19 protein-coding genes are annotated in these 23,327 nt (G+C 74.7%); 10 read left to right on the top strand and 9 right to left on the bottom strand.

The features are described from left to right. Positions 1-59 precede the first annotated feature (59 nt). Both AC0HI0_RS15450 and AC0HI0_RS15445 read left to right on the top strand, forming a co-directional pair. Complete coding sequence (locus AC0HI0_RS15450; RefSeq protein ID WP_480933043.1) at positions 60-1,739, top strand: FAD-binding oxidoreductase; 1,680 nt, start codon at positions 60-62, stop codon at positions 1,737-1,739. A 13-nt stretch (positions 1,740-1,752) separates the two neighbouring features. Next, the gene (locus AC0HI0_RS15445) at positions 1,753-3,372 is read left to right on the top strand and encodes an FAD-dependent monooxygenase (protein ID WP_480933042.1); all 1,620 of its coding nucleotides are present in this window, start codon (positions 1,753-1,755) and stop codon (positions 3,370-3,372) included. 13 nt (positions 3,373-3,385) lie between these two features. Here AC0HI0_RS15445 and AC0HI0_RS15440 read toward each other — a convergent pair whose 3' ends face one another. The 4 genes from AC0HI0_RS15440 to AC0HI0_RS15425 are packed head-to-tail and all read right to left on the bottom strand — an operon-like array spanning position 3,386 to position 8,571. After that, positions 3,386-4,015 carry a cupin domain-containing protein gene (locus AC0HI0_RS15440; RefSeq protein ID WP_480933041.1) on the bottom strand — a complete coding sequence of 210 codons (630 nt, stop codon included), beginning with the start codon at positions 4,013-4,015 and terminating at the stop codon, positions 3,386-3,388. Positions 4,016-4,040: 25 nt separating this feature from the next. Beyond that, positions 4,041-5,954 (bottom strand): FAD/NAD(P)-binding protein, encoded by a 1,914-nt coding sequence (locus AC0HI0_RS15435; RefSeq protein ID WP_480933040.1) that lies wholly within the window; start codon positions 5,952-5,954, stop codon positions 4,041-4,043. A 26-nt stretch (positions 5,955-5,980) separates the two neighbouring features. Beyond that, on the bottom strand, positions 5,981-6,964 hold the full coding sequence (locus tag AC0HI0_RS15430; RefSeq protein WP_480933039.1) for a methyltransferase: 984 nt from the start codon (positions 6,962-6,964) through the stop codon (positions 5,981-5,983). Then, positions 6,961-8,571, bottom strand: a complete 1,611-nt coding sequence (locus tag AC0HI0_RS15425) for a class I adenylate-forming enzyme family protein (protein WP_480933038.1) — start codon at positions 8,569-8,571, stop codon at positions 6,961-6,963. The genes AC0HI0_RS15430 and AC0HI0_RS15425 overlap by 4 nt, the downstream gene beginning before the upstream one ends. A 179-nt stretch (positions 8,572-8,750) precedes the next feature. Between AC0HI0_RS15425 and AC0HI0_RS15420 the strand changes: the two genes are divergently transcribed. Further along, positions 8,751-10,139, top strand: coding sequence for an MFS transporter (locus AC0HI0_RS15420; RefSeq protein ID WP_480933037.1), 1,389 nt, complete (start codon positions 8,751-8,753; stop codon positions 10,137-10,139). Next, positions 10,136-10,900, top strand: a complete 765-nt coding sequence (locus AC0HI0_RS15415; protein ID WP_480933036.1) for an SDR family oxidoreductase — start codon at positions 10,136-10,138, stop codon at positions 10,898-10,900. The genes AC0HI0_RS15420 and AC0HI0_RS15415 overlap by 4 nt, the downstream gene beginning before the upstream one ends. Before the next feature lie 8 nt (positions 10,901-10,908). Here AC0HI0_RS15415 and AC0HI0_RS15410 read toward each other — a convergent pair whose 3' ends face one another. From AC0HI0_RS15410 to AC0HI0_RS15395, 4 genes are read right to left on the bottom strand one after another with little or no spacing between them, the layout of a single operon-like run. After that, positions 10,909-11,787, bottom strand: a complete 879-nt coding sequence (locus AC0HI0_RS15410; protein ID WP_480933035.1) for a bifunctional transcriptional activator/DNA repair enzyme AdaA — start codon at positions 11,785-11,787, stop codon at positions 10,909-10,911. Between the two features lie 22 nt (positions 11,788-11,809). Then, on the bottom strand, positions 11,810-13,129 hold the full coding sequence (locus AC0HI0_RS15405; RefSeq protein ID WP_480933034.1) for a class I adenylate-forming enzyme family protein: 1,320 nt from the start codon (positions 13,127-13,129) through the stop codon (positions 11,810-11,812). Positions 13,130-13,142: 13 nt separating this feature from the next. Next, positions 13,143-14,276: a 3-dehydroquinate synthase II family protein gene (locus tag AC0HI0_RS15400; RefSeq protein ID WP_480933033.1), complete on the bottom strand. Its 1,134-nt coding sequence runs from the start codon at positions 14,274-14,276 to the stop codon at positions 13,143-13,145. Further along, complete coding sequence (locus AC0HI0_RS15395) at positions 14,273-15,085, bottom strand: 2-amino-3,7-dideoxy-D-threo-hept-6-ulosonate synthase (protein WP_480933032.1); 813 nt, start codon at positions 15,083-15,085, stop codon at positions 14,273-14,275. Before AC0HI0_RS15395 ends, AC0HI0_RS15400 begins: the two co-directional genes overlap by 4 nt. 141 nt (positions 15,086-15,226) lie before the next feature. Between AC0HI0_RS15395 and AC0HI0_RS15390 the strand changes: the two genes are divergently transcribed. Continuing rightward, entirely contained in the window at positions 15,227-16,117 is an 891-nt protein-coding gene (locus AC0HI0_RS15390) for an AfsR/SARP family transcriptional regulator (RefSeq protein WP_480933031.1), read from the top strand. A gap of 435 nt (positions 16,118-16,552) precedes the next feature. Next, a complete protein-coding gene (locus AC0HI0_RS15385) occupies positions 16,553-17,587 on the top strand; it encodes an FG-GAP-like repeat-containing protein (protein ID WP_480933030.1) in 1,035 nt (344 codons plus the stop codon). A 235-nt stretch (positions 17,588-17,822) separates the two neighbouring features. On the opposite strand, the gene AC0HI0_RS15380 is transcribed toward AC0HI0_RS15385, so the two are convergent. Next, the gene (locus AC0HI0_RS15380; protein ID WP_480933029.1) at positions 17,823-18,542 is read right to left on the bottom strand and encodes a hypothetical protein; all 720 of its coding nucleotides are present in this window, start codon (positions 18,540-18,542) and stop codon (positions 17,823-17,825) included. 242 nt (positions 18,543-18,784) lie between these two features. Between AC0HI0_RS15380 and AC0HI0_RS15375 the strand changes: the two genes are divergently transcribed. The 4 genes from AC0HI0_RS15375 to AC0HI0_RS15360 all read left to right on the top strand — a co-directional run bounded on the left by AC0HI0_RS15375 (position 18,785) and on the right by AC0HI0_RS15360 (position 23,279). Beyond that, positions 18,785-19,981, top strand: a complete 1,197-nt coding sequence (locus AC0HI0_RS15375; protein ID WP_480933028.1) for a sensor histidine kinase — start codon at positions 18,785-18,787, stop codon at positions 19,979-19,981. 184 nt (positions 19,982-20,165) lie between these two features. Continuing rightward, positions 20,166-20,807 carry a hypothetical protein gene (locus AC0HI0_RS15370; protein WP_480933027.1) on the top strand — a complete coding sequence of 214 codons (642 nt, stop codon included), beginning with the start codon at positions 20,166-20,168 and terminating at the stop codon, positions 20,805-20,807. Between the two features lie 4 nt (positions 20,808-20,811). Beyond that, positions 20,812-21,714 (top strand): ABC transporter ATP-binding protein, encoded by a 903-nt coding sequence (locus tag AC0HI0_RS15365; protein ID WP_480933026.1) that lies wholly within the window; start codon positions 20,812-20,814, stop codon positions 21,712-21,714. Further along, positions 21,711-23,279, top strand: a complete 1,569-nt coding sequence (locus AC0HI0_RS15360) for a hypothetical protein (protein WP_480933025.1) — start codon at positions 21,711-21,713, stop codon at positions 23,277-23,279. The genes AC0HI0_RS15365 and AC0HI0_RS15360 overlap by 4 nt, the downstream gene beginning before the upstream one ends. Positions 23,280-23,327 lie beyond the last annotated feature (48 nt).

The following is a 23,327-nucleotide window of genomic DNA, read 5'->3' as shown; positions in this document are numbered from 1 at the left end:
TGCTCAGCCGACGTCGGGAGGATCGGTCGTGGCCCGGTTCCCCGACGGAAGGCTCCCCGATGACGCACCACCCCGGAACGGTCGGCAGGCGTGGCTTCCTGGTCGGCGCGGCGGCGGCCGGCGGCGGCGCGCTCGTCGGAACGCCGGGAGCGGCGGCTTCTCCGGGCCCGGCCACGCCGGGCCCGGCCACTCCGGACCCGGCGACGGTGGTGCGGCCGACCGACCCGCAGTACCCGGACCTGGTCAGCGGCCACAACCAGCGGTGGCAGGCCCGGCCGGACTCGGTGCACCTGGTGACCACGACCGAGCACGTGGTCACGGCGGTCAAGGAGGCCGTGCGGACGGGCGTGCGGGTCACCGTCCGGGGCGGCGGCCACTGCTACGAGGACTTCGCGCACGACGAGACCGTGAAGCTGATCATCGACACCGCGCGGATGAACCGGGTGTACTTCGACCCGGCGCGCTCGGCGGTCGCGGTCGAGGCGGGCGCGACGCTGCTGGACGTCTACGAGGTCATGTACGAGCAGTGGGGCGTCACGATCCCGGCGGGCATCTGCCACGCGGTCGGCGTCGGCGGCCACGTCCCGGGCGGCGGCTGGGGACTCCTGTGCCGCAAGGAGGGCCTGAGCATCGATCACCTGCACGCCGTCGAGGTCGTCGTGGTGGATGCGGCCGGCGGGGTGCGGGTCGTGGTCGCCACCCGTGATCCCGGCGACCCGAACCGCGACCTCTGGTGGGCCCACACCGGCGGCGGTGGCGGCAACTTCGGCGTGGTGACCAGGTTCTGGTTCCGCGCGCCCGGCGCGTCCGGCAGCACACCGGGGCAACTCCTGGTCAAGCCGCCGCAACACGTGCTGATCAAGGCGATCTCCTTGCCGTGGAAGGACATGACGGCGGACCGGTTCACCGCCCTGGCCCGCGCGTACGGCGCGTGGCACGTGGCGCACCGCGCGCCGGGCGACCCCTACGAGGGCCTGTGCAGCTACCTGGAGCTGAACCACCGCTCCAACGGGGCCATCGGGTTGACCACGCAGATGGACGCGACCGCGCCGGACGCCGAGCGCCTGCTGGAGGACTACGTCGAGGCGGTCGTCGGCGCGGCCGGGGTCCGGCCGGAACCGCTCGTCACGCCGATGGGCGAGCGCAACCCGATGCCGCAGTTCTTCGCCGCACGCCGGGTGCCGTGGTTACGGGCGATGCGGTTCATGGGGTTGACCAACGGCGTGCTCAACGACCCGACGTTGCGCGGCGAGTTCAAATCCGCCTACATGCGCAAGAACTTCCCGCAGGCGCACCTGGACGCGTTGTGGCGCGGGCTTTCCTCCGACACGATCGCCAACCCCACCGCGCAGGTCACGCTCAGCTCGTTCGGCGGCCGGGTCAACGCCGTGGCCCCCGACGCGACCGCGTTCCCGCACCGGGACAGCGCCTTCAAGGTGTACTGGCAGGTGCTGTGGAACGACGCCGCCGACGACGAGCGGTACGTGACGTGGCTGCGGGACTTCTACGCGGGCATCTACTCGGCGACCGGCGGCGTCCCGACGCCCGGCGACGTGACCGACGGCTGCTACCTGAACTACGCCGACGCGGACCTGTCCGACCCGCGATACAACAGGTCCGGCGTGCCGTGGCACGACCTCTACTACAAGGGGAACTACCCGCGCCTGCAACGGGTCAAGGCGGTCTACGACCCGCGAAACGTGTTCCACCACCGGCAATCGGTGCGGTTGCCCGACTGAACGGAGACCTGCCGTGGACACCTCGGTCGCGATCGTCGGCGGCGGCCCGGTCGGGCTGCTGCTCGCGCTGTTCCTCGACCGGCACGGCGTGTCGTCGGTGGTGTTCGACAGCGAGCCCGGCCCCCACCCGCACCCCCGGGGCAGCACGCACAACGCCCGCACGATGGAGCACTACCGGACGCTCGGCCTGGCCGACCGGGTGCGCCGCCTCGGGCTGCCGTGGGACCACCCGACCGGCATCGGGTTCGCCACCCGCTACACCGGGTTCGTGCTGGCCGACCTGCCGCACCCCTCGCAGCGCGAGCAGGCCGAGGCGTCGCCCGCCGACCAGGTGCCGGAACCGCTGCACCGGGCCAACCAGGTGTACGTCGAACGGCTGCTCGCCGAGCGGGCCGCGTCCCGGCCGAGGGTGCGGATCCGGTACGGCTCAACGGTCACGTCCGTGTCGCAGGACGAGTCCGGGGTCACCGCCCGGTGGGTGTCGGACGCGGGGGAGGGCGTGCTGCGCGCGGCCTACGCGGTCGGCTGCGACGGAGGGCGCAGCACGGTGCGGCGCGGGCTCGGCATCCGGTACCGCGGCCCCGGCTCGATCGACCAGGACGTGCTGGGGCGCACGGCGGTCGCGGCCCACCTGCGGTTGCCCGGGTTCACCGCCGACGTGCTGCGCGAACGCCGGGCCTGGAGCAACTGGGTGTTCAACGACGAGCTGGCGCTCAACCTGATCGCGCTCGACGGCGCGGACGAGTTCTTCCTGCTGACCAGCTCGGTCGACCCGGCCGGGGCGGGCGGCGGCGCGCTGGCCGACCTCGTGCGGCGGGCGGTGGGCCGGCCGTGGCCGGTGGAGGTGGTGGGCTCGCGCGCCTGGACGCCGGGCGCGGCGCTGGTCGCCGAGCGGTTCGGCGTGGGCCGGGTGCTGCTCGCGGGCGACGCGGCGCACCTGTTCACGCCCAACGGCGGCTTCGGCATGAACACCGGCGCGGACGACGTGGTGAACCTGGCGTGGAAGCTCGCCGCCGCCGTGCGCGGGTGGGCCGGCCCCGGCCTGGTGGCCTCCTACGAACTCGAACGCCGGCCCGTGGCGGTGCGCAACACGGCGGCGGCCAGGCGGCTCAACGAGGGCCTGGGCGCGATCCCGCGACCGGCCGCGCTGGAGGCGGACTCGCCGGTGGGCGCGGCGGTCCGGGCGGAGGTCGGCGCGCTGCTCGCCGCGTACGGCCGGGGCACGGTCGACACGCTGGGCGGGCAGCTCGGCGCGCGCTACGACGGCTCGCCCGTGGTCCTGGCCGAACCGGACGACGTGCCGCCGCCCGACCGGTTCGACGTCTACGAGCCCTCCGGCGTGCCCGGTGGCCGCGCGCCGCACGCGTGGCTGGACGGCGGGTCGCTGCACGACCGGTTCGGCGTCGGGTTCACGTTGCTGCGGATGGGCGGCGCGACGGACCGGGGGCTGTTCACGGCGGCGGCCCGGCGGCACGGGATCCCCTTGACGGCGCTGGACGTCCCGCAGGACGTGGTCCGCGACCTCTACGGCCGCGACCTCGCGCTGGTGCGGCCGGACCGGCACGTGGCGTGGCGTGGCGACCGGGTCCCGCAGGACCCGGCCGCCGTGTTGCGCGCGGCCGTCGGCGCGTGACGGCCGCGCGGCCTCACCTGCCCGCGTCCTGCGCGACGCCCGCCGGCAGCGGCTCCGGCTCGGTGATCTCCGCCGGCTTCCGGTCCTGGTACGACGGGTCGTAGCCGCGGTAGCCGAGCAGCCGCGCGACCGGCGCGAGCGCCCGGAACGCCAACCGCTGCACCGCCCACGGCGGCCGGCTGAACCGCATGACGTCCTCGAACTCCAGCGACGTCACCACCGTCTGCCACAGGTTGGGCATGCCCTGGGCGTTGGTCCGGCCGTCCTGCGCGAGGTGGAACAGCTGGCGGAACACCATCTGCTCGAACCGGTCCGCCGCGCCGCGCACCTCGACCAGGATCCGCGCCTCCTCGTCGCCGGCGTTCCACCAGTAGTGCGGCGTGTACGCGGGCGCCAGCGCGCTCTGCCCGACCCGGTCGAAGATCTGGGTGCGACCGGCCATGCGCAGGCCGAGCCGCCCGCGCAGCAACGTGAACCGCTCCTCGATCGACGGGTGGTAGTGCTCGCCGACCACGGCACCGCCCGGTTCGAGGTAGAGGTCCCACTGGATGCGCTCGCCGTTGGTCTCGTCGTTGCCGACCCTGATCACGACCCGTTCCTTGCAGGCGGGGTTCTCGTAGACCTCGCCGCGCCGCACGACCATGCTGTTCTCCCTCGTTGTGTCGGTGTCACCGGGTGCGCGGGTGGCTCAGCGCGTGCTCGACGGCAGCCCGTGCCACCGCGTCGGCGTCGGACAGGATCACCGAGTTCACCCACGGCCGGATGCCCGCCGCGGTGACCCAGTGGACGGTTTCGGTGGGCACGCCGAACGCGAACCGGCCCGGGTGCGCGCGACCGGCCGCGTCGACCACGCGGTACGGCCGCGTCGTCACGGCCAGGCCGCCGGTCGCGTACACCGAGGACGCCGGGCCGTGGATGCGGTGCGCGCCGACGTCGCCGCGCGCGGCCAGCGCGCGCAGCAGCGGATCCGTGGTGGTGTGCAGGTCCCCTTCCGCCAGCCGGGCCTCGACCAGGGTGGTGGCGGCGACCTCGTCGCCGGGCACCAGCGTCGAGCGGGCCCGGAACACGCCGGCGTCCGCGTCGAGGCGCACCGCGAGGCCCGGCCCGAGCAGCCGCACCACGCCCGCGTCGACCAGCGCCACCAGCTCCTCCACCCGGCGCGCGGGCGGCCCGATCGACAGGTAGGCGTTGAGCGGGGTGTACCAGCCGCGCAGGTCGTCGCGGTAGGACTGGCCGGAGAGCCCGCCGTGGTCGACCACCAGGCGGATCTCGTTGCGCAGGTCGCGGAGCACGTCGAGCGCGGCCTTGAGCGGGCTGTCGACGTTGCCGCGCCGGGCCTCGCGCACGTCCTCGCCCAGGTGCCTACGCAGCCACGCCCGGAACGCCGGGCCGGACACCAGCTCCGCCGTCCCGTACGGCACGGCCACCCGCGCCCAGTCCCAGCGCGGCAGGTCCACGACCCCCAGGTCCGCGCGCAGCCGCCGTTCCGCGGCCGACTCGACCACCGCGAACGGGTCGTCCGGCGGCGGCACGACCTGGCCCGCCGCGGTGGCCGCGAACCGGCGGACGGCCTCGTCCGCGCCGGGTTTCCCGGCCAGCGCGGGGTAGTAGACCGAGCGCACCTCCAGGTCGATCAGCGGCCACACGTCGCGCCGGAAGTCGGCGGGGCCCCGGCGCAGCCGGGACGCCGTCGCCGGGGTGAGGAACAGCGGGGTGTGCCGCCCGGCCGCACCCTTCTGGTTCTCGCCCCGCGCCTGGTAAGGCACGCCGCGCCGGGAACCGGCCACCAGCTCCGGCTCCTGCCCGGAGGGCAGGTAGGCCAACCGGTCGTCGGCCGACCGCTTGAACCGGCCGCCGCGACCCGTGGTCAGCAGCGCGAGGTGGTCGAAGAACGTCAACCCCAACCCGTTGAGCAGCACGGGTTCCCCCGGGCGCACACCGGACAGGTCGAGGTCGGCCGGGTTGCCCGGCGGCACGTACCGCGTGCCGGTGCGCGCGGCGAAGTCCGCCGCCGCGCGTTCCCACGGCGTCGGCGCGGTGGGCAGGTGGCCCTGCACCAGGACCACCGAGTCGACGCCGGTCACCACCGTGCCGTCGTCGAGCACGAGTTCCTGGGAGCCGTCCGGCGCGGTGCGCAGGTCGAGCGCCGTCGCGCCGTGCAGCTCGACCCGGACGGGCGCGGTCCGCAGCACCCGGTCGAGCACCCACCGCAGGTAGCACCCGTAGAGCGCGCGCGACGGGTAGTCGTCCGGGCCGAGCGCCCGCGCCTCGGCGGCGGCCCACGCGGGCAGGTCGGGCCGCGCCCGCGCCCACTCGTAGAGCGAGGGTCCCGGCACGACGGGCCCGGCGCACTCGACGCTGTCGTCCACGAACATGCTCACCTGGCACGCCACGGTGTTCATCAGCAGCGCCGGGTCCTGGTCCCGCCGCCACACCCGGCCGCCCCGGCCCACGTGCGGGTCCACCACCGTCACCCGCAGCGCCCGGCCCGCGAGCAGGCCCGGCGCGTTGGCGCACAGCCGCTCCAGCACCGAAAGGCCCCTCGGCCCGAGCCCGACCACGGCCACGTGCCCGGCGTCCACCGCCGACCCCCTCTCGTCCCCGGACCTCACACCGGCGCGACCACGAACAGCGTCGTCTCCAACGCGAGCGCCGCCGTCCGCTCCACCCGCAGCCCGGCGGCGGCGAACAGCGCGTCGTACTCCGGCCGGGTCCGCTCGGACCCGCCCGCGACGACCAGCAGGTGCAGGTCCCACGCGAGCGCGAGCGCCGCGTCCGGCGCGACCACCCGTTCCACGACCAGCAACCGGGCGTCCGGCGCCATCGCCTCGCGGCAGCGGGCCAGCAGCCGCGCGCACGCCGCGTCGTCCCAGTCCTGGAGCACCCGCGACAGCAGGTACACGTCCGCGTCCGGCGGCCGGTCCCGGAAGACGTCGCCGACGAGCACGTCCTGCCGGTCGCCGAACTCCGCCAGCGCGGCGCGGGCCGTGGGGGCCATGTGCGCCAGCTCCACGACCGTGCCGCGCAGCTGCGGGTACCGGCGCAGCACGGCCGCGAGCAACGCGCCCGCGCCGCCCGCCAGGTCGACCGCCGTGCGCGCCGCCGAGAAGTCGAACGCGTCGGGCACCTCGGCGAAGAACGAGCTGCCCGCCGCCATCGCGTCCAGGAACCGCCCGCCCGCTCCGGGTTCGGTGGCCAGGTGCGCGTGCAGCGAACGGCCGAACGCGACCTCGAACCCGGAGCCCCCGGTGCGCACCGCCTCGGTGACCGACGCCCACGCCCGGTGGAACTCGCCGCCGTAGAGCCGGCACAGCGCCCGCAGGGAGCCGGGCTCGTCGGCGCGCAACCGCTGCGACACCTCGGTGAGCCCGTAGCCCGACGTGCCGTCGGTGAAGACCCCGGCGTGCACCAGCAGGCGCATCAGGCGGCGCACCGACCTCGGGTCGGCACCGGCCCAGCGCGCCAGGTCGGCCGGGGTGCGGTGGCCCGCCGCGATCCCGTCCGCCAGCCCGAGTTCGGCGGCGGCGTGCAGCGCCTGCGCCCGCCACGTGCCGGTGAGCAGGTCGACGACGACCCGGTCGGGGGAGGTCATCGGGCCACCGCGACGTCGGGGCGGGGCGGTTCGGAGAGCAGTCCGGCGTGCCGTTCGCGCAGCACCCGCTTGAGCACCTTGCCGGTGACGCCGACCGGCAGCCCGGCGCGGTCCGCCGCCACGACCAGCGCGCGCAACGGCGTCAGCCCGGCGGCCACCAGGGCCTCGTTGCAGTCGGCCAGCAGCGTGTCGGCGTCGGCCGCGCGCCGCCCGGCGAACAGCACCACGCCGGCGGGCGCGGCGCGGTCCGGTGCGTCCGGGTCGGCCACGGCGAACACGGCCGCGTCGAACGCGCCGGTGCTCAGCAGCACGACCTCCTCCAGCGGCAGGCTGTAGACCGGTCCGCCCTCGGCGTCGATCACGTCGGGCGTGCGGTCGAGGTGGTAGAAGTCGCCGGCCTCGGTCCGGCGCACCACGTCGCCGGTCAGGAAGTACCCGCCGAGCCGCGAGATGTCGTCCAGCCCGGGGTCGTTGACGTACCCGGGCGTCACGCTCGGCGTGCGCACGCCCAGCAACCCGGCGCGGCCGGGCGGCAGCGGCCGGCCGGCCGGGTCCAGGGCCGCCGCGCTGCGGACCACCTTGACCGGTTTGCCGATCAGCCGGCCGTAGTTGTCGGTGTCGCGGGTGTGCGCGACCCGGAACAGCACCATGCCCATCTCCGACGAGCCGAGCCCGTCGACGTACCGCCCGCCCAACTCCACCAGCGGCCGGATGTGCCGTTCGTGGGAGGCGTCGCCCATGCCCATCCAGGTGTGCACCCGGTTCGCCGCGCGGTCCTGGACGGCGGCCGGGTCCAGACCTGCCAGCGTGATCGGGAAACCGATCACGACGGTCGGTTCGAAGCCGTTGATCGCGGCCGCCAGCGCGTCGCCCGACGAGTCGTCCACCATCAGCGTCGGCAGGCCGAGCAGGATCGCCAGGCTCACGTAGCTGATGCCCGCGGAATGGCTCTGCGGCAGCGCCGAGAGCAGCCGGTCCGACCGCAGCGACGGGAAGTTCCACAGCCGTTCCCGCTTGCCGATGAAGAACGACCGGTGCCCGAACCCGGTCGGCTTCGGCTCGCCGGTGGTCCCGGACGAGTGCGAGACCAGCACCAGGTCGCCGGGGGAGTGCCGGTGCAGCCGGGGCAACCGGGCCGGCGCGTCGACCTCCTGGACGTCCACCGACTTCACGTCCAGCCCGGCCACCGCGGCCAGCCGCTGCCGGTCGGCGACGACGAACGTCGTCTCGGTGCGGGCGAAGTAGCGTTCGGCGACCTCCGGTGCCATCGACGGGTTCGCCAGCACGGTCGCGCCGCCGAGCGCCGTGATCGCGACGTGGTGCAGGAGCCCGGCCAGCCCGTCGGCGGTGTAGACGCCGATCCGGGAACCGGGGCGCGCGCCGTGCGCCGCGTGGAAAGCCGCGTACCGGCTCACCTCGTCGCGCAGCTCGCGCAACGTCCAGCTCCGCTTGCCCGCCGGCTCGACCCGGTGCAGCAGCGGCCGGTCGAGGCCGGCGGACCCGGCGACCCGGCAGGCGTGCCAGAAGAAGTTGCCGGCGCCGAGGCCCGGCGCGAGGGCGAGCGCCAGCCGACGCGCCGCCGACCGGTGGGTTCCGGTGAGGTCCATGCGTTGTCCTTCCGGGCCGGGGAATCCGCCGCACCGGCACGCTATTCGCGGTGAGCGCGGCCGAGCGATCGTCATGTTGCTGCGGTGATCGGGAGACGGGAGCAAGAAACCGGGCGCACGGCGGCGTCCGGAGTCCCTACGGTCGGCACCGGTTCGGGACGGCGGCGGAGGGAACACGCATGCGGGTCACCCGGTCGCCGGTGTCGCGACCGCTGGTGCTGGTCCTGCTCGGCGCGCAGTTCCTGGTGGCGGCGGACTTCAGCGTGCTCACCGTCGCGCTGCCCGCCGTGGTGGCCGACCTGGGGCTGGACGTGGGCACGATGTCGTGGGTCAACGCGGCGTACGCGCTGCCCGCCGCCGGCCTGAGCGTCCTGTTCGGACGGTTGGCCGACGTGGTCGGCCGCCGGCGGGTGTTCGTGGCGGGGTTGGCGCTGTTGACGGCGGCGTCGCTGGCCGGCGGGTTCGCCGGGTCGGCCGGGGTGCTGGTGGCCGCGCGGGCGGCGCAGGGCGTCGGCACCGCGCTCGCCGCGCCGGCGGGGTTGGCGTTGCTCACCGACCTGTTCCCGGCGGGGCCTCGGCGGGACCGCGCGCTGGGGTTGAACGGCGCGCTGATCGGCGGCGGGTTCACGGCGGGCGCGGTGGCGGGCGGGCTGCTGGCCGAGTTCGCGGGCTGGCGCTGGACGTTCTTCGCCGGAGTGCCCGCCGGCGCGGTGCTGCTGATCGGCGCGTTCGCGTTGGTGCGCAGCGGTGCGCCGCCCGCCCGGCGCCGGCTCGACGTCCCCGGTGCGGTGGTGGTGACCGCCGGGTTGCCCGCCGTCGTCCACGCCGTGACGACCGCCGACCGCACCGGGTGGTCCTCGGCGGTGCTGCCCGGTGTCGTCGGAGTGCTCTGCCTGGTCGCCTTCCCCTACGTGGAGAGGAGATCGGCCGACCCGCTGGTACCGGTGCGGCTGCTGCGCGCGCCTGCGGTGCAGGCGGCGAACGTGGCCGGTTTCGCGGTCGTCGCCTGCGCCACCGCCATGTCCTTGTCGAGCACCCTGCACCTGCAACGCGTGCAGGGGTTGTCCGCCCTCGCCACCGGGTTGCTGCTCGCGGGAGCCGGCACGTCGCTCGTCCTCGGCGGCCTGCTCGCGCCACGCGCGATGGCCCGGGTCGGCGCGCACCGGGTGCTGGTGTGGTCGGTGGCGGCGCAGGCCGTCGCGTTCGGCTCACTGGCCCTGGTGCCCGGCAGCGCGCTCGGCGTGGCGCACACGACCGCCGCGATGGCGGTCGCGTTCCTGGCGCACGCGCACAGCCTCGTGGCCTACCTCGTGATCGGCACGACCGGCGTGCCGGACGGCGACCACGGCGCGGCGACCGGGTTGACCAGCATGAGCCTGCAGACCGGCAGCGCCCTGGGCATCCCGGTGTTCGCCGGCGTCGCCGCGGCCTGGGGCGCGACCGCCTCGGCACCGCCGGCGGCCGTGCTCGCGGGCGGCCGGGTGGGCGCGCTCGCGGTCGGCGCGGCACTCGTCGTCGTGACCATGTTCGTCCACCTCCGCCTGAAGAGGGAAGGGAGCCCGGCGTGAGCACACGCACCGCCCTGGTCACCGGGGCCAGCCGAGGCATCGGCGCGGCCGTCGCCCGCCGGCTGGGCGCGGACGGCGTCGCCGTCGCCGTCCACTACGCCCACCGCGCGGACGCCGCGCGCGACGTGGTCCGGACGGTCGAGGACGCGGGCGGGCGCGCGTTCGCGTTCCGCGCGGTCCTGGGCGACGGGGCGGACGACGGCGTCGGCGAGTTCTGGGCCGCGTTCGACCGCGCGTGCGCCGACGACGGCCGGGACCCGGCGCTCGACGTGCTGGTCAACAACGTCGGCACCACGCTGCCCGGCGCGTTCCCGGACGCGACCCGCGCCGACTTCGACCGGATGGTCGCGGTGAACCTGCGCACGCCGTTCTTCCTGACCCAGCAGGCACTCCCGCGACTCCGACCGGGCGCGCGGGTGGTGACGCTGTCGTCGGCGGTCACCCGGCTCGCGCTCACCGACGCGATCGCCTACGCCGCGACCAAGGGCGCGGTCGACGTGTTCACCAAGGTGCTGGCCAAGGAACTGGGGCCGCGCGGCATCACGGTCAACGCCGTCGCGCCCGGCTGGACGGACACCGACCCCAACGCGGCGGTGCTGCGCGACGACCCCGTCGCGGCGGCGGAGATCGCCGCGCAGACCGCGCTGGGCCGGTTCGGCCGCCCCGACGACGTGGCGGCCGTGGTCGCGTTCCTGGTCGGGCCGGACGGCGGGTGGGTGACCGGCCAGGTGGTGGACGCGAGCGGCGGGACGCGGCTGTGACCGCGCCGTCACGCGCCGCCCGACGGCGGGACGACCCGCGCGAGCGCGGACCGCACCCGCGCGTCCACGGCCGCCGCGCGGATCTCGGCGGGCAGCCCGGCGGCCGGCGCGTGCCGCTCCGCCGCGCGGACACCGGCCTCGACCCGGGCCCGCAGGCCGGGGTCCGCCGACGCCAGCACCGCCCGGTCGAACGTCGTGGCGAGCCGGTGCACCAGCTCCTCCGGCCCGGCGTCGCGCCGGCCCGGGAAGACCGCGCACACACCCCGCTCCGCGACGCCGACCAGCAGCCGTCCGGTCTCCCGGGTGAGCACGCAGTGCCGGATCACCGCGCCCGCCCCGCCCGACCGGAAGCTGCCCGGCGTCATGCCGAGGATGTCGCCCGCGCTGGTGTAGAAGTGGCCGTTCGAGCCGAAACCCGCGCCGTACAGGGCGTCGGTGACGGTGTCCGCGCGGGCCAGCGCCGCCCGGACCCGCTCGGCGCGCCGAGCGGCCAGGTAGGCGTGCGGCGTGACGCCCGTGACGGCCTTGAACACCCGATGGAAGTGGAACCGGCTGAACCCCGCCACGTCGGCCAGGTCGCGCAGCGCCGGCGGCGCACCGCCCCGCTCGGCCAGCGCGCACGCCCGCGCGACCGCCGCGACGTGCCGCGGGTCGACGGCCGGCTGCCTCGGGCGGCACCGCAGGCACGCCCGGAAACCCGCCCGCTCGGCGTCCGCGGCGGTCCGGTGGAAGCGCACGTTCTCCGGCCGTGCGGGCCGCGACACGCACGACGGCCTGCTGTAGACGCCCGTCGTGCGCACCGAGTAGAAGAACCACCCGTCGGCGTCGGGGTCGCGGTCGAGCACCGCGTGCCACCGCCGCCTTTCGGTCGCGTACCGGTCGAGCATGAGTGCCCCCAGGGAGTGGTGGTCAAGGTCGGGCGGCGGCGCGCAGCACGCCGGGGTGGCGCACCGCCTTGCCGTTGGTGGTGCGCGGCAGCGCCCGCAGCAGGTGCACCCGGATCGGCGGCGCCGGGCCGAGCCGGCTGCGGCACCACGCCGCGAGTTCCCGCTCGTCGAGCGCGGGGGAGCCGGCGACGTGCGCCTCCACGCCCCGGTCGGCCACGACGACGGCCTCCCGGACCTCGCTGTGCTCGCGCAGGACGTGCTCGATCGCGAGCAGGTCGACGTCCCGGCCGACCGCGCCGGCCCGGCCCGCGCGCCCGCGCAGCCGGAGCACCCCGTACTGCGGATCGCGCCACACCAGGTCGTTCGTGGCGAACCAGCCGTCCGCGTCGCGCCGGTCGGCGTCCAGGTGGGGCGGGTCGGGCAGCCACACCTGGAGCCCGCCGTCGACCACCCTGGTCCGCAACCCCGGCGTCGGCGGGCCCACGCCGGGCGCGTGCACGCCGAGCGGGTCGGCCGCGATGAGCCCGGTCTCGGTGGTGCCGTACGCCTGCCCGACGCGCACGCCGTGCCGTTCGGCGAACCGCAGGGCCACGGCGTGCGGCAGCGCGTCGCCGCCGGACACCGCGACCCGGGGGCCGCGCCGCCCGGCCGGCGCGCCCGCCAGCGCGGCGAAGTGCTGCGGGTTGCCCAGCACGACGTCCGCGTCGGCCGGCGCGGCGGGCGCGAACAGCACGACCGCGCCCACCGCCAACGCGTGCAGCACCCCGCCGACCAGCGCGAACGACCGGGCGGGCGGTTCAAGCAGCAGCACCCGGTCGCCCCGGCCCGGCAACCCCGGCACGAGCGCCGAGCGCGCCAGTTCGGCCCGCAGCGACGTCGCGGTCCGGCCGACCGCGCGGACCTCGCCGGTCGTGCCGGAGGACAGCTGGACCAGGCAGTGCCCGGTGGTCGCCGGCCGACCCGCCCGGTCGTGCCGCAGGATCACGCCGCACTCGTCCCGGAACACCTCGCGGACGTGCGGCTCCGGCCCGAACGACAACCGGAACACCGGCCGGCCGGCCGTCGCCGCGTCCACGGCGGCCCGGCGCACCCCCGGTTCGGCGAGCACGACCTGCGCGCCCAGCGACCACAGCGCGAACACCGCCCACAGCTGGGTGAAACTCGCGACGCCCTGCACCAGCACGGTGCTGCCCGCGCGGACGCCCTGCACGGCCAGCAGCGCGGCGCAGCGCGCGACCTCGGCCCGCAGCACGCCTTTGGTCACCGGGTTGCGGCCGTGCGCCCACGGGGCCGAGTCCGGTCCCGAGCCGAGCAGGTCCGCGCCCCACCAGTCCGCGGCCATCGCCGTCCTCTCCCTAGCGCTCCAGGCAGAACTCCCCGACCGGCCAGCCGACGTGCCGCTGACCGGTCGCCAGGTAGCCGAGGACTTGGTCGCCCTCCTTCAGCTCGGTCACGTTGAGCACCGAGCCGCCGGGGCCGAGCACCCGCACGTGCCAGTCGTCCTGCACGATCAGGTTGACCCGGACGCCGTCCTCGGACTCGGCGTCGATGCTCAGCAGCGGCCGCGATTCGAGCTTGGCGCGCCCGACGACGATCCGCCGCGTGCCGCCGTCGACGTTGACGCCGAGGACCGTGCTGCCGGCCTGCAACTCGCTGAGGTAGTTGGTCCGGTTGTCCGCGCCGTAGACGTAGGAGTGCAGCGCGCCCGCGTTGATCCGGAACGGCCGCGTCGGCATGTACGGCAACGGGTGCGTCTCGCTGCAACACAGGATGAAGCCGGACGAGTAGGAGCCGACGAGCAGGCCCTCGTCGGGCTCGAAGTGCGTGCAGGTGTCGACGCACACCCGGTCGCCCAGCCCCTGGTGCCGGATGGACCGGATCGTCAACTTCGACAGCGCCAGCGGCGGGGTGGTCCCGCGCAACAGCCGGACGAGCCCGAACACGTCCGCCGCCGACCTCGGCGCGAGCAGCACGCCCTCCGAGCCCTTCTCCAGGACGTCCACCACGATGCCCGCCTCTTCGAGGTCGTCGGCGTGGCAGATCAGCGCGCCGGGCGCGGAGTCGGCGGCGGCGATCACGATCTCCAGCGGGATCTTGGTGGGGTCCTGGAAGCGCACGACGGTGTGCGGCAACGACGAGGCGGCCTGGCACGCCAGGCGCAGCGAGGCGTCGTCGCGGACGTGCACGAACGCGGCGGCGTCCGGTCCGGCGGCGGTCAACGCGTCGACCTCGTCGGGCGTGCGCGCCTCGACCAGCGTGACGGTGGCGGACCCGTCGTCCGGGGTGTCGGGGCCCGGAGCCCTCCCGTTGGTGTCGAAGGGCTTCCCGGCCGGCGCGGTGAGCACCTTCCGCACGGTCGGGGGGAGTGGGGCGAGCACGGCGGGATCGTCGGCGACCAGCGCGTCCACCCGGGCGTGCAGCGCGGCGTCGACCACGGCCTCCAGGCGTTCGGCGGGCACGGAGCGCAGGTCGATCCAGGCGAGTTTCACGACACACCAACCATTTCTGCGTGGGGGATGGGTACGGGCGCGCGGTTCTCGCCGTGCACGGTGGCGTTGAGCGCGCGGACGACGCGTTCGGGATCGGGGTCGGTGAACACCCGGCGGCCGACCGCGAGCCCGCGGCACCCGACCGCCATGGCGGCGCGCGCGAAGTCCTCCACCGTGCCGCCGAGTGGGCCGCCGGCGACGACGACCGGCAGGTGGGTGCTCGCCACGACGTCGGCCATCTCGTCGACCGGCACGGCGAGCACCGTCTTCACGATGTCCGCGCCCAGGTCCGTGGCCACCGAGACGGCGTGCGCGACGAGTTCGCCGCCGGCGGGCGCGGTGATCCGCGGTCCGCGCGGGTAGACCATCGCGAGCAGCGGCACGCCCCAGCGGTCGCACGCCGCGCCGACCACGCCGAGGTCGCGGAGCTGGTCGGATTCGGTGTCCGAGCCCAGGTTCACGTGCACGCTCACCGCGTCGGCACCGAGCGCCACGGCTTCCTCGACGTCGCCGACGAGCACCTTCGCGGTGGTGTCGCGAGCGCGGGCGGTGCTCGCGCTCAGGTGCACGAGGAGGGCGTGGCGGCTGTCGAGCAGCGGCGCGACGAAGCGGGCGCGGCCCTTGTGCACGACGACGCCGTCCACGCCGCCGGCGCACAACAGGCGCACGAGCCGGTCGACGGCCGCCGCGCTCGCGATCGGCCCGTCGGACACCGAGTGGTCCAGCGGCACGAACAGGTATCTGCCGTCGCCGGGTCGGGACAACCTGCCCAGGCGCACGGCCTTTCCGATCGAGGACGTCGTCGCCATCGCATTCTCCAATGGATTGGAATCGTGGTAGGCGCACCCGGCGCACGGTTCTCCCTCGGACGCCGGTGGACCCACCATCGCACCGGCCGCTGAGGAACTGAGCGAGACGAGTTGGCATCACGTCACCGCATCGGACTAGCGGTGCTCGGCTACACTCACGGGTGGGGGCAGCCGGACTCGAAGTCCGGTACCGGTGGGAAAACCGATCCGACGTCGCTTTCTGGAACCCCTTGCGAGCGCGGGCCTCGCCGGTCCGTCGTACCGCGTGTCGGTCACCGGGGGGAAATCGTGCAGATTCGTGTGCTTGGACCGCTGTCGGTAGTCCACGAGGGCGCGTTGGTGCTGCCGAGCGCACCGAAGTGCCGCCAATTGCTGCTGTTGTTCCTCTTACGGGTCAATTCGATCGTCACGGTGGACGACTGCATCGAGGAGTTGTGGGGCGAAGCGCTGCCGAAGACGGCGCTGTCGACGTTGCAGACCTACGTGCTGCAGATCCGGCGGGCCCTGCGCAGGCTGCCGGACGCCGATCACGGCCTGGTCACCCACAATCGCGGCTACCTGTTCGCGGCGTCCCCGGACTGCGTGGACCACCTGGTGTTCCGCAGGCTCGCCGACGAGGCGCGGCACGCGGTGCGCCAGGGGGAGGACGTGAAGGCGTCGTCGCGCTTCGCGGAGGCTTTGCGGCTGTGGCACGGCGAAGCGGGCGCGGACGTCCGCCTCGGTCCGCTGACCTCGGCGCACCGCGCGGAGCTGGCGGAGGCGCGCCTGGGCGCGCTGGAGCAGCGGATCGAGGCGGACCTCAGGCTGGGCAGGCACGACGACCTGTTGGAGGAGCTGGGGTTCCTGACCGCCCGGCACCCCGGGCACGAGAACATCAGCGCCCAGTACATGATCGCGCTGTCCCGCTCGGGCGAGGTGACCCGGGCGCGGCGCGCCTACGAACGCCTGCGCGAACACCTGGTGGCGGAACTCGCGCTGGAACCGTCCCAGGCGTTGCAGGACCTGTACGCCAGCCTCTGCTGCCTGAACTAGGGTCTGCCACCGGCCGCCCGACGGCGAGCCGAGGAATCCTCGGAGCTTCCTCCGGGGCGCGATTTCCCCCCGTGGACACCGATCCGGGCCAACCGCACCGGACATCGAGCGGTGCGCCCGCGCGTGCGGCGCACCCGATGGCCACCCGGCGAACAACGTTGGTACACCACGTGGATCGTGCGGTGGCCGAGACAATCCTGTTGCGCCGCACGGCATTTCCGGTCGCACCGGCCGGTGGCGCTGGTGTTGCGGCGGAAGGCGGTCGCGACGGCTTCGGCGCGGTGACTAGGGTCGGTCACGGCCGGAGTCGACATCACCGACCTGCCCGGTAACCGTGCGCGGTACCGCCCGGCCACGTCCAGAACCGCGGTGTTCACCGCCGTGCGACCGGTGCCGGTGTCCCGGTGCCGGGGTGTTGTGACGAGAGGGGAACCCATGTTCAGGAGAACGACCGCGCTGCTGGCCGGCGCGGTGGCGATCGCCGGACTGGCCGTGACACCGGCCGCACACGCCGACGACTCGACCGGGGACGTGTACGTCTCGCTGTCCGACGGCGCGCGGTTCGCGCAGAGCGGGTGGAAGTGGCACGACTGGTTCGGCATCGGCGGCGAAGTGCCGCTGACCGGTGACTTCAACGGTGACGGGCGCGACGACGTCGCCACGTTCACGCGCGGCGACGCGGCGGACGTGTTCGTGGCGCTGTCGACCGGCGGGAGTTTCACGGGCACCGGGGAGAAGTGGCACGACTTCTTCGCGGCGGGCGTGGAGACCCCGCTGGTCGGCGACTTCAACGGCGACGGGCGTGACGACATCGCCGCCTTCGCCCGGGGCACCACGGGCGACGTGTTCGTGGCGCTGTCCAACGGTTCCGGGTTCGTGGGTACCGGTGTGCTGTGGCACGACTTCTTCTCGGTCGGTGCCGAGGTGCCGAAGATCGGCGACTTCAACGGTGACGGGCGCGACGACATCGCCACGTTCACCCAGGGCACCGCGGCGGACGTGTGGGTGGCGCTGTCCACGGGCAGCTCGTTCGGCCCGAGTTCGGTCTGGCACGACTTCTTCTCGGCGAGCGGCGAGGTTCCCGACGTCGGGGACTTCAACGGCGACGGCAGGGACGACGTGGTCACGTTCTTGCGCGGCAACGGCGGTGACGTGTTCGTGGCGTTGTCCAACGGTTCCGGGTTCGTGGGTACCGGTGTGCTGTGGCACGACTTCTTCTCGGTGGCCGCCGAGGTCCCCGACGTCGGCGACTTCAACGGCGACGGGAAGGACGACGTGGTCACGTTCCTCCGTGGTACCGGCGGTGACGTGTATGTGGCGTTGTCCAACGGTTCCGGGTTCGTGGGTACCGGTGTGCTGTGGCACGACTTCTTCTCGGTGGCCGCCGAAGTTCCCGACGTCGGCGACTTCAACGGCGACGGCAGGGACGACGTCGTCACGTTCCTGCGCGGCACACCCCAGGCGGCATGACGTCGGTCCGTGACCCGCTCGCGGCCCGTGCGCCGGCACCGGGTCTGTCCGGTGTGGAGCGCACCGGTCCGTGACGCCCAGCGTGCTCCGGCCCGCCCCACCGCTCGGGCCGTGCCGCTCCGGCGGCACCAGGGGACCGGAGGTTCGGCCTGCCGGCCCCCGACGGCCGGTGTCCGGCGCGATCGGGCGGACGCGGCAGGCCGAACCGGGCGTCAGCGGGGCGGGTCCTGCTCGGTCAGGGCGCGTACCTCCCGGGTCCGGTCGGGTGGTTCGGCCTGGTGGTGGCGGGGTCGTGGTGGTCGGTGACCTCGTCGGGGTCTTCGCGCCGCAGGCCGCTCCGGCGGGGTTCTCCGTAGGCGGCACCGCGGCGGAGGCCGTGGACGACGTGGCGCTCCGCGAGTGGGCGGGCCGGGTGGGCGGCGCTGTCGGGCTCGCCGTAGCGGGCGACGAACCGGTGGCGCACCCGGCTGAAGTCCTCGCGGTCGGCGCAGAACTCGGCCCGCCACGAGCGCCAGGTCAGGCCCTCGCGGTCGAGGTTGTGGACGCGCCGGTAGAACTGGCTGGTGTAGCCGATGAACACCGGCAGGCCGCCGTCGCCGAACAGCACGAACGCCACCCGGGCCCCCGTGCCGGGGTAGCCGCCGGCGCGGCGCAGGCCGTGGAAACCGGTCTGCCCGAGCCAGATTCCGTCCTCCGGGACGGCGCGCGCGCCGGTCGGGACGGCGCTCTGCGCCCTCGCCCTGACCTGGTCGTAGGCGGCCAGCAGGCCGTGCCGGTCCAACCGGCCGCCGGCGTGTGCGCGGGCGACGCTGCCGAGGTACGCGGCCTCGGCTTCGATCGTCGCCGCCGTCAACCGCGCCAGTTCTTCGTGCAGCCGCCGCACTTGCGCTGCGGCGACGTCGACCTCGGGTATCCCGCAGGTGCCCGATGGGTCGAAGGGTGCTTTCGTTATCACGGCGGGAGCATCGCGCCATCCGGCGATCGGGTGACGGACCCACACGCCGGCCAGGCACTTGACCACCCGAACGTGTCCTCTTAGGACGGCGTCGGACCCCAGGCGAGGGGGCTCGGCCGCGGGCCGGGCCGCGACCGGCCGACGACTGGGCCGTTCGGAGGGGGGCTCCGGACGTCGCGCCAAACCGGTGATCCTGGCGCGTGTGCCGGATCGCCGGGCGTGCGGACCCTAGTGTGGAGCGGGTGCCGAGCCTCGTCCCGATCAGCCTCCGGCGGCCGAAGAACGCCCTGCGCACCTCACGGCGTCGTGGGTGGTGCGCGGTCGTCGTGGTGCTGCTGGTCGCGCCCGCGCTGTTCGGTCCCCCCACTTCCCTCCTGGTCGCCGGGGTGACCGCCCTGGTGGCCGCGATCGCGGTGCTGCCGTGGTCGCCGGGGCGGGTCGGTGCCGCTGCGGCGGTGGCCGCCTGCGCCTCGCTGGCGCTCGACATCGGCTACCCCGGGCCCTACCAGCCGCTGCTCGCCTGGGCCGCCTTCGGGATCGGGGCGCTGCTGGTGCTGCTGGTCCGCGTGGTCCGGTTCGCGCCGGTGCGCCAGGCGGTCGCGGTGGGCGCGCTGGTGGCGGTGGCCCTGCCCGCCGCCCCGGTGGGCGCCGTCCTCCGGATGCCCGGCGACACCGCCGAGCAGGTGGTCCTGATCTGCCTGCTGGTCCTGTTCCCCACCATGCTGGCCGGGGCGGTCGGGCTCTACCTGAGGTCGTCGGACAACCGGCGGGTGGCGGCGGTCCGGCAGGCGCGCCGGGAGCAGCGCCTGGAGGTGGCCAGGAACCTGCACGACTTCGTCGCCCACGAGGTCACCGGCATGGTGCTGGAGGTGCAGGCCGCCCGGATCGGTGAGCTGGACCGGGAGCAGGTGGACGAACTGCTGGCCCGCCTGGACGACGCGGGCCGGCGTGCGCTCGACCTGATGGACGACACGCTCCAGGCGTTGCGCGACCCGACCGACCCCGCCGAGCCCTCCGGCAGGCAGCCGCCGGGGCTCGCGGACCTGCCGGAGCTGATCGACCGGTTCGCCGTCACCGGGAGCGCGCCGGCCCGGCTGGACCTCGACCGGGACCTGGTCGACGTGGTCCCCGGCCCGGTCTCCACCACGGCCTACCACGTCGTGCTGGAGGCGTTGACCAACGTGCGCCGCCACGCCGCCCGCGCGACCGCCGTCGTGGTGCGGGTGGCCCGCGCGGACGACCGGGCGCTGGAGGTGTCGATCACCGACGACGGCGCCCAGTCGCTGCGCCCGGCGAGCAGGCACTCCGGCGGCTCCGGCCTGATCGGCCTGCGGGAACGGGTCTCCGCGATCGGCGGCACGGTGACCGCCGGCCCCGACGGCGCGGGCTGGCACGTGACCGCGACGCTGCCGCTGCCCTCCCGCGCCCGCCGGCGGTAGGAAACCCCGCCGATATCTCCCGATCGGGAGATGTGCCCGCCGCGCCCCGCCCGCGAACCTGTACCCCTGATCGGAGCGCGGGGGAGGGAACGTGGTGCGAGTGCGTGGTTGGGTGGTGTGTGCGGCCGTCGGCGTCGTACTGGTGACCGGTGGCTGTACCGCCACGGGGTCGCGCAGCGACACGATGAGCTTCGAACTCACCGGTGACCGGCTCACCGTCGAGGCGAACGAGGCCACGGTGCGCCTGGAGACGGGCAAAGCCGGCCGGGCGGTCCAGGTGGACCGGGTGCTGTCCGGGAGCGCCACCAAGCCGGGCAACGCGGAGTGGTCCTCCAGCGGGTCGACCCTGAAGCTGAGCGTGAACTGCACCGCGCTGGTCAGCTCGTGCGAGGGCGCGCACGTCGTCAAGGTGCCCGAGGGGGTGTCGGTCGAGGTCAAGGCATCCGGCGGGGTGTTGGAGACCACGGGCCTGTCCAGCGCCTTGTCGGTGCAGACGACCTACGACGGCGCGGTCCGGGTGGACGGCCACAGCGGACCCCTGCGGCTCAACAGCGTGGGCGGCAACATCAAGGTCTCCCAGGCCAAGACGGCCGAACTGGTGGTCGAGGCGACCGCCGACGCCAACGTCTCGGTGGCGTTCGCCGCGCCGCCCACCAGGGTCGACGTGCGGGCCTCCGGCAACGTCGAGGTGGTGCTGCCCCCGGGACCGGAGACCTACCGCATCGACGGCGCGCAAGGCACCGCGCTCACCAGCGACCCGAGCAGCGAGCGGTCCGTGTCGGTCGGCTCCTACGACGGCGAAGTAATCGTCCGGAAGGCTTCCTGATCCAATGCTTGAACTCATCGAAGTCAGCAAGGTCTACCGCGGCGGGAAGCTCGCCGTCGACGGCATCACGATGCGGCTGGAGCCGGGCGTGATCGGCCTGCTGGGGCCCAACGGCGCGGGGAAGTCGTCGCTGATGCGCATCGCGGCGACGGTCACCCGCCCGACCTCCGGCCGGGTGGTCTTCGACGGCGCGGACGTCGTGGCCGACCCGGACGTCCTGCGCCGCGTGCTGGGCTACCTGCCCCAGGACTTCGGCGTGTACCCGAACCTGACCTCGCGGGAGTTCCTGTCCTACCTGGCCGCCGCCAAGGGCGTCCCGGCGCGGGCCGCCCGCGCCCGCGTCGACGAGCTGATCGAGCTGGTGAACCTGACCGACGCGGTGAAGCGACCGCTGGGCAAGTACTCGGGGGGCATGCTGCGCCGGGTGGGCATCGCGCAGACCCTGCTCACCGACCCGCGCGTGCTCATCGTGGACGAACCGACCGCCGGCCTCGACCCCGAGGAGCGGCTGCGGTTCGGCAACCTGCTCGGCGACCTGGCCGCCGACCGGGTCGTGCTGCTGTCCACGCACATCGTGTCCGACATCGAGGCGGTCGCCGGTGACATCGCGGTCGTGGCGAACGGCCGGCTGTGCGGTCGCGGCACGCCGGAGGACCTGCTCGGCGGGGTGACCGGGCTGGTGTGGGAGGTGGTGGTGCCCTCGACGCAGGTCGCCGCGGTGCAGGCGCGCTACGCCGTGGGCCGCACCGTGCGCACGCCGCGCGGCGTGCGGGTCCGGCTGCTGGCGCGGTCGCAGCCCTACTCCGACGCGGAGCGGGTGATGCCGAACCTGGAGGACGCCTACCTCGGACTCGTCCGCGAGTCCACCGGCGCGGTCCCGCAGTCGGCCAGGGTGGTGGCCCCGTGACCCTGTCGGCCGCGCCCCGGCTCGCCGTGGGCGACTTCCTGGACCGGGTCCGGCGGCCCGCCTACCTGGCGGTGCTGGTCGCCGCCGTGGCGCTGGGCTACATCGCCGCCCCCGCCGCCGACGCCCAGTGGGTGGTCGTGGACGTCGGCGGGTACCGGGGTGTCTACAACAGCGCCTACCTCGGTGCGACGACCGCGCTGGCCGCCGCGATGTGGTTGATGCTCGGCGGGTTCTACGTCGTGCGCAACGCCGTCGCGCGGGACGAGAGCACCGGGGTGGGCGTCCTGCTCGCGGCGACCCCGCTGCGCACCTCCACCTACCTGCTCGGCAAGTTCCTCGGCAACCTGCTGGTGCTCGGGTCCGTGGTCGGCGTCCTGGTCGTCATGGCGGTCGTGATGCAGTGGGGCCGAGGCGAGGTGACCTCGATCGACGTGCCGGCGCTGGTGAAGCCGTTCCTGCTGATCACCCTCCCGGTGGTCGCGCTGACCGCCGGCGCGGCGCTGCTGTTCGAGACCGTGCCGGTGCTGCGCACCGGTGTCGGCAACGTCGTGTGGTTCTTCGTGTGGCTGGTCGCGGCGACGGTCGGCCAGCAGCCGGGCCTGCCGCTGGGCGGTCTCGGCGTCCACCGGATCGTGGAGTCGTTGCAGGCCGCGAAGGAAGCGGCGGGGTCGGCCCCCGGCGTGGAGTTCAGCCTCGGGCTGACCAAGCTCGACACCCCGCTGCGCACGTTCCTCTGGAACGGGTTCGAGGTGGACGGGGCGTTCGTGGCGAGCCGGGTGGTGTTCGCGCTCCTCGCGCTGCCGCTGGTGCTGCTGCCCGCGCTGTGGTTCGCCCGGTTCGACCCCTCGGCCGGGCGGGCACCGGCCCCGGTGGCCGCGCCGCCGGTCCCGGAACCGGGCGCGACCCGGTCCGCGCCCTACCGGGGGCTGCCCACCACGGTCGTGACGGTGCGCGCGGTGTCCACGCTCCGGCTGCTCGCCGGCGAGATCCGGGTGCTGGTGCTGGGGATCCGGCGGTGGTGGTGGCTGGGCACCGCCGTGATCACCGCCGCGGCGCTCGTGCTGCCGGTGGACGCGGTGACGTCGACGGTGCTGCCCGCGGCGTGGATCTGGCCGGTGCTGATCTGGTCCAGGCTCGGTTCGCAGCGGTACGAGTCGGAGGTGCAGGCGATCCTGGGGTCCTACCCGTCGGCCGGCCGCCGGATCGTCGCGGAGTGGCTGGCGGGGGTGCTGTTCACCCTCGTGTGCGGCGTCGGACCGTTGGCGCGCATGGTCTTGGCCGGTGACGGTCCGGGCGTGGCGGCCATGGTCGTCGGCGCGTTGTTCATCGCCGGCCTGGCGCTGGCCCTGGGCCTGCTCAGCCGGGGGCACCGGTTGTTCCAGGCGGTCTACCTGCCGCTGTGGTACTCCACGGTGAGCGGCTTGTCCCTGCTCGACTTCATGGGCGCGGTCCGGGAAGGCGGGCTTCCGGCCGGCCCGCACCCGCTGGTCGTGGCCGGGCTGACGGCCGTCCTGCTGTGCGTTGTCGCCGTTGCACACTCCCTCCGTGACGGCGCACGGCGATGAGGTGACCCACCCCCCAGCACCTCATCGCACCCCGCGGCCGACCGGTCC

This window comes from Saccharothrix sp. NBAS 001, assembly GCF_056640475.1.
This window is presented reverse-complemented; position numbering and strand designations above follow the sequence as displayed.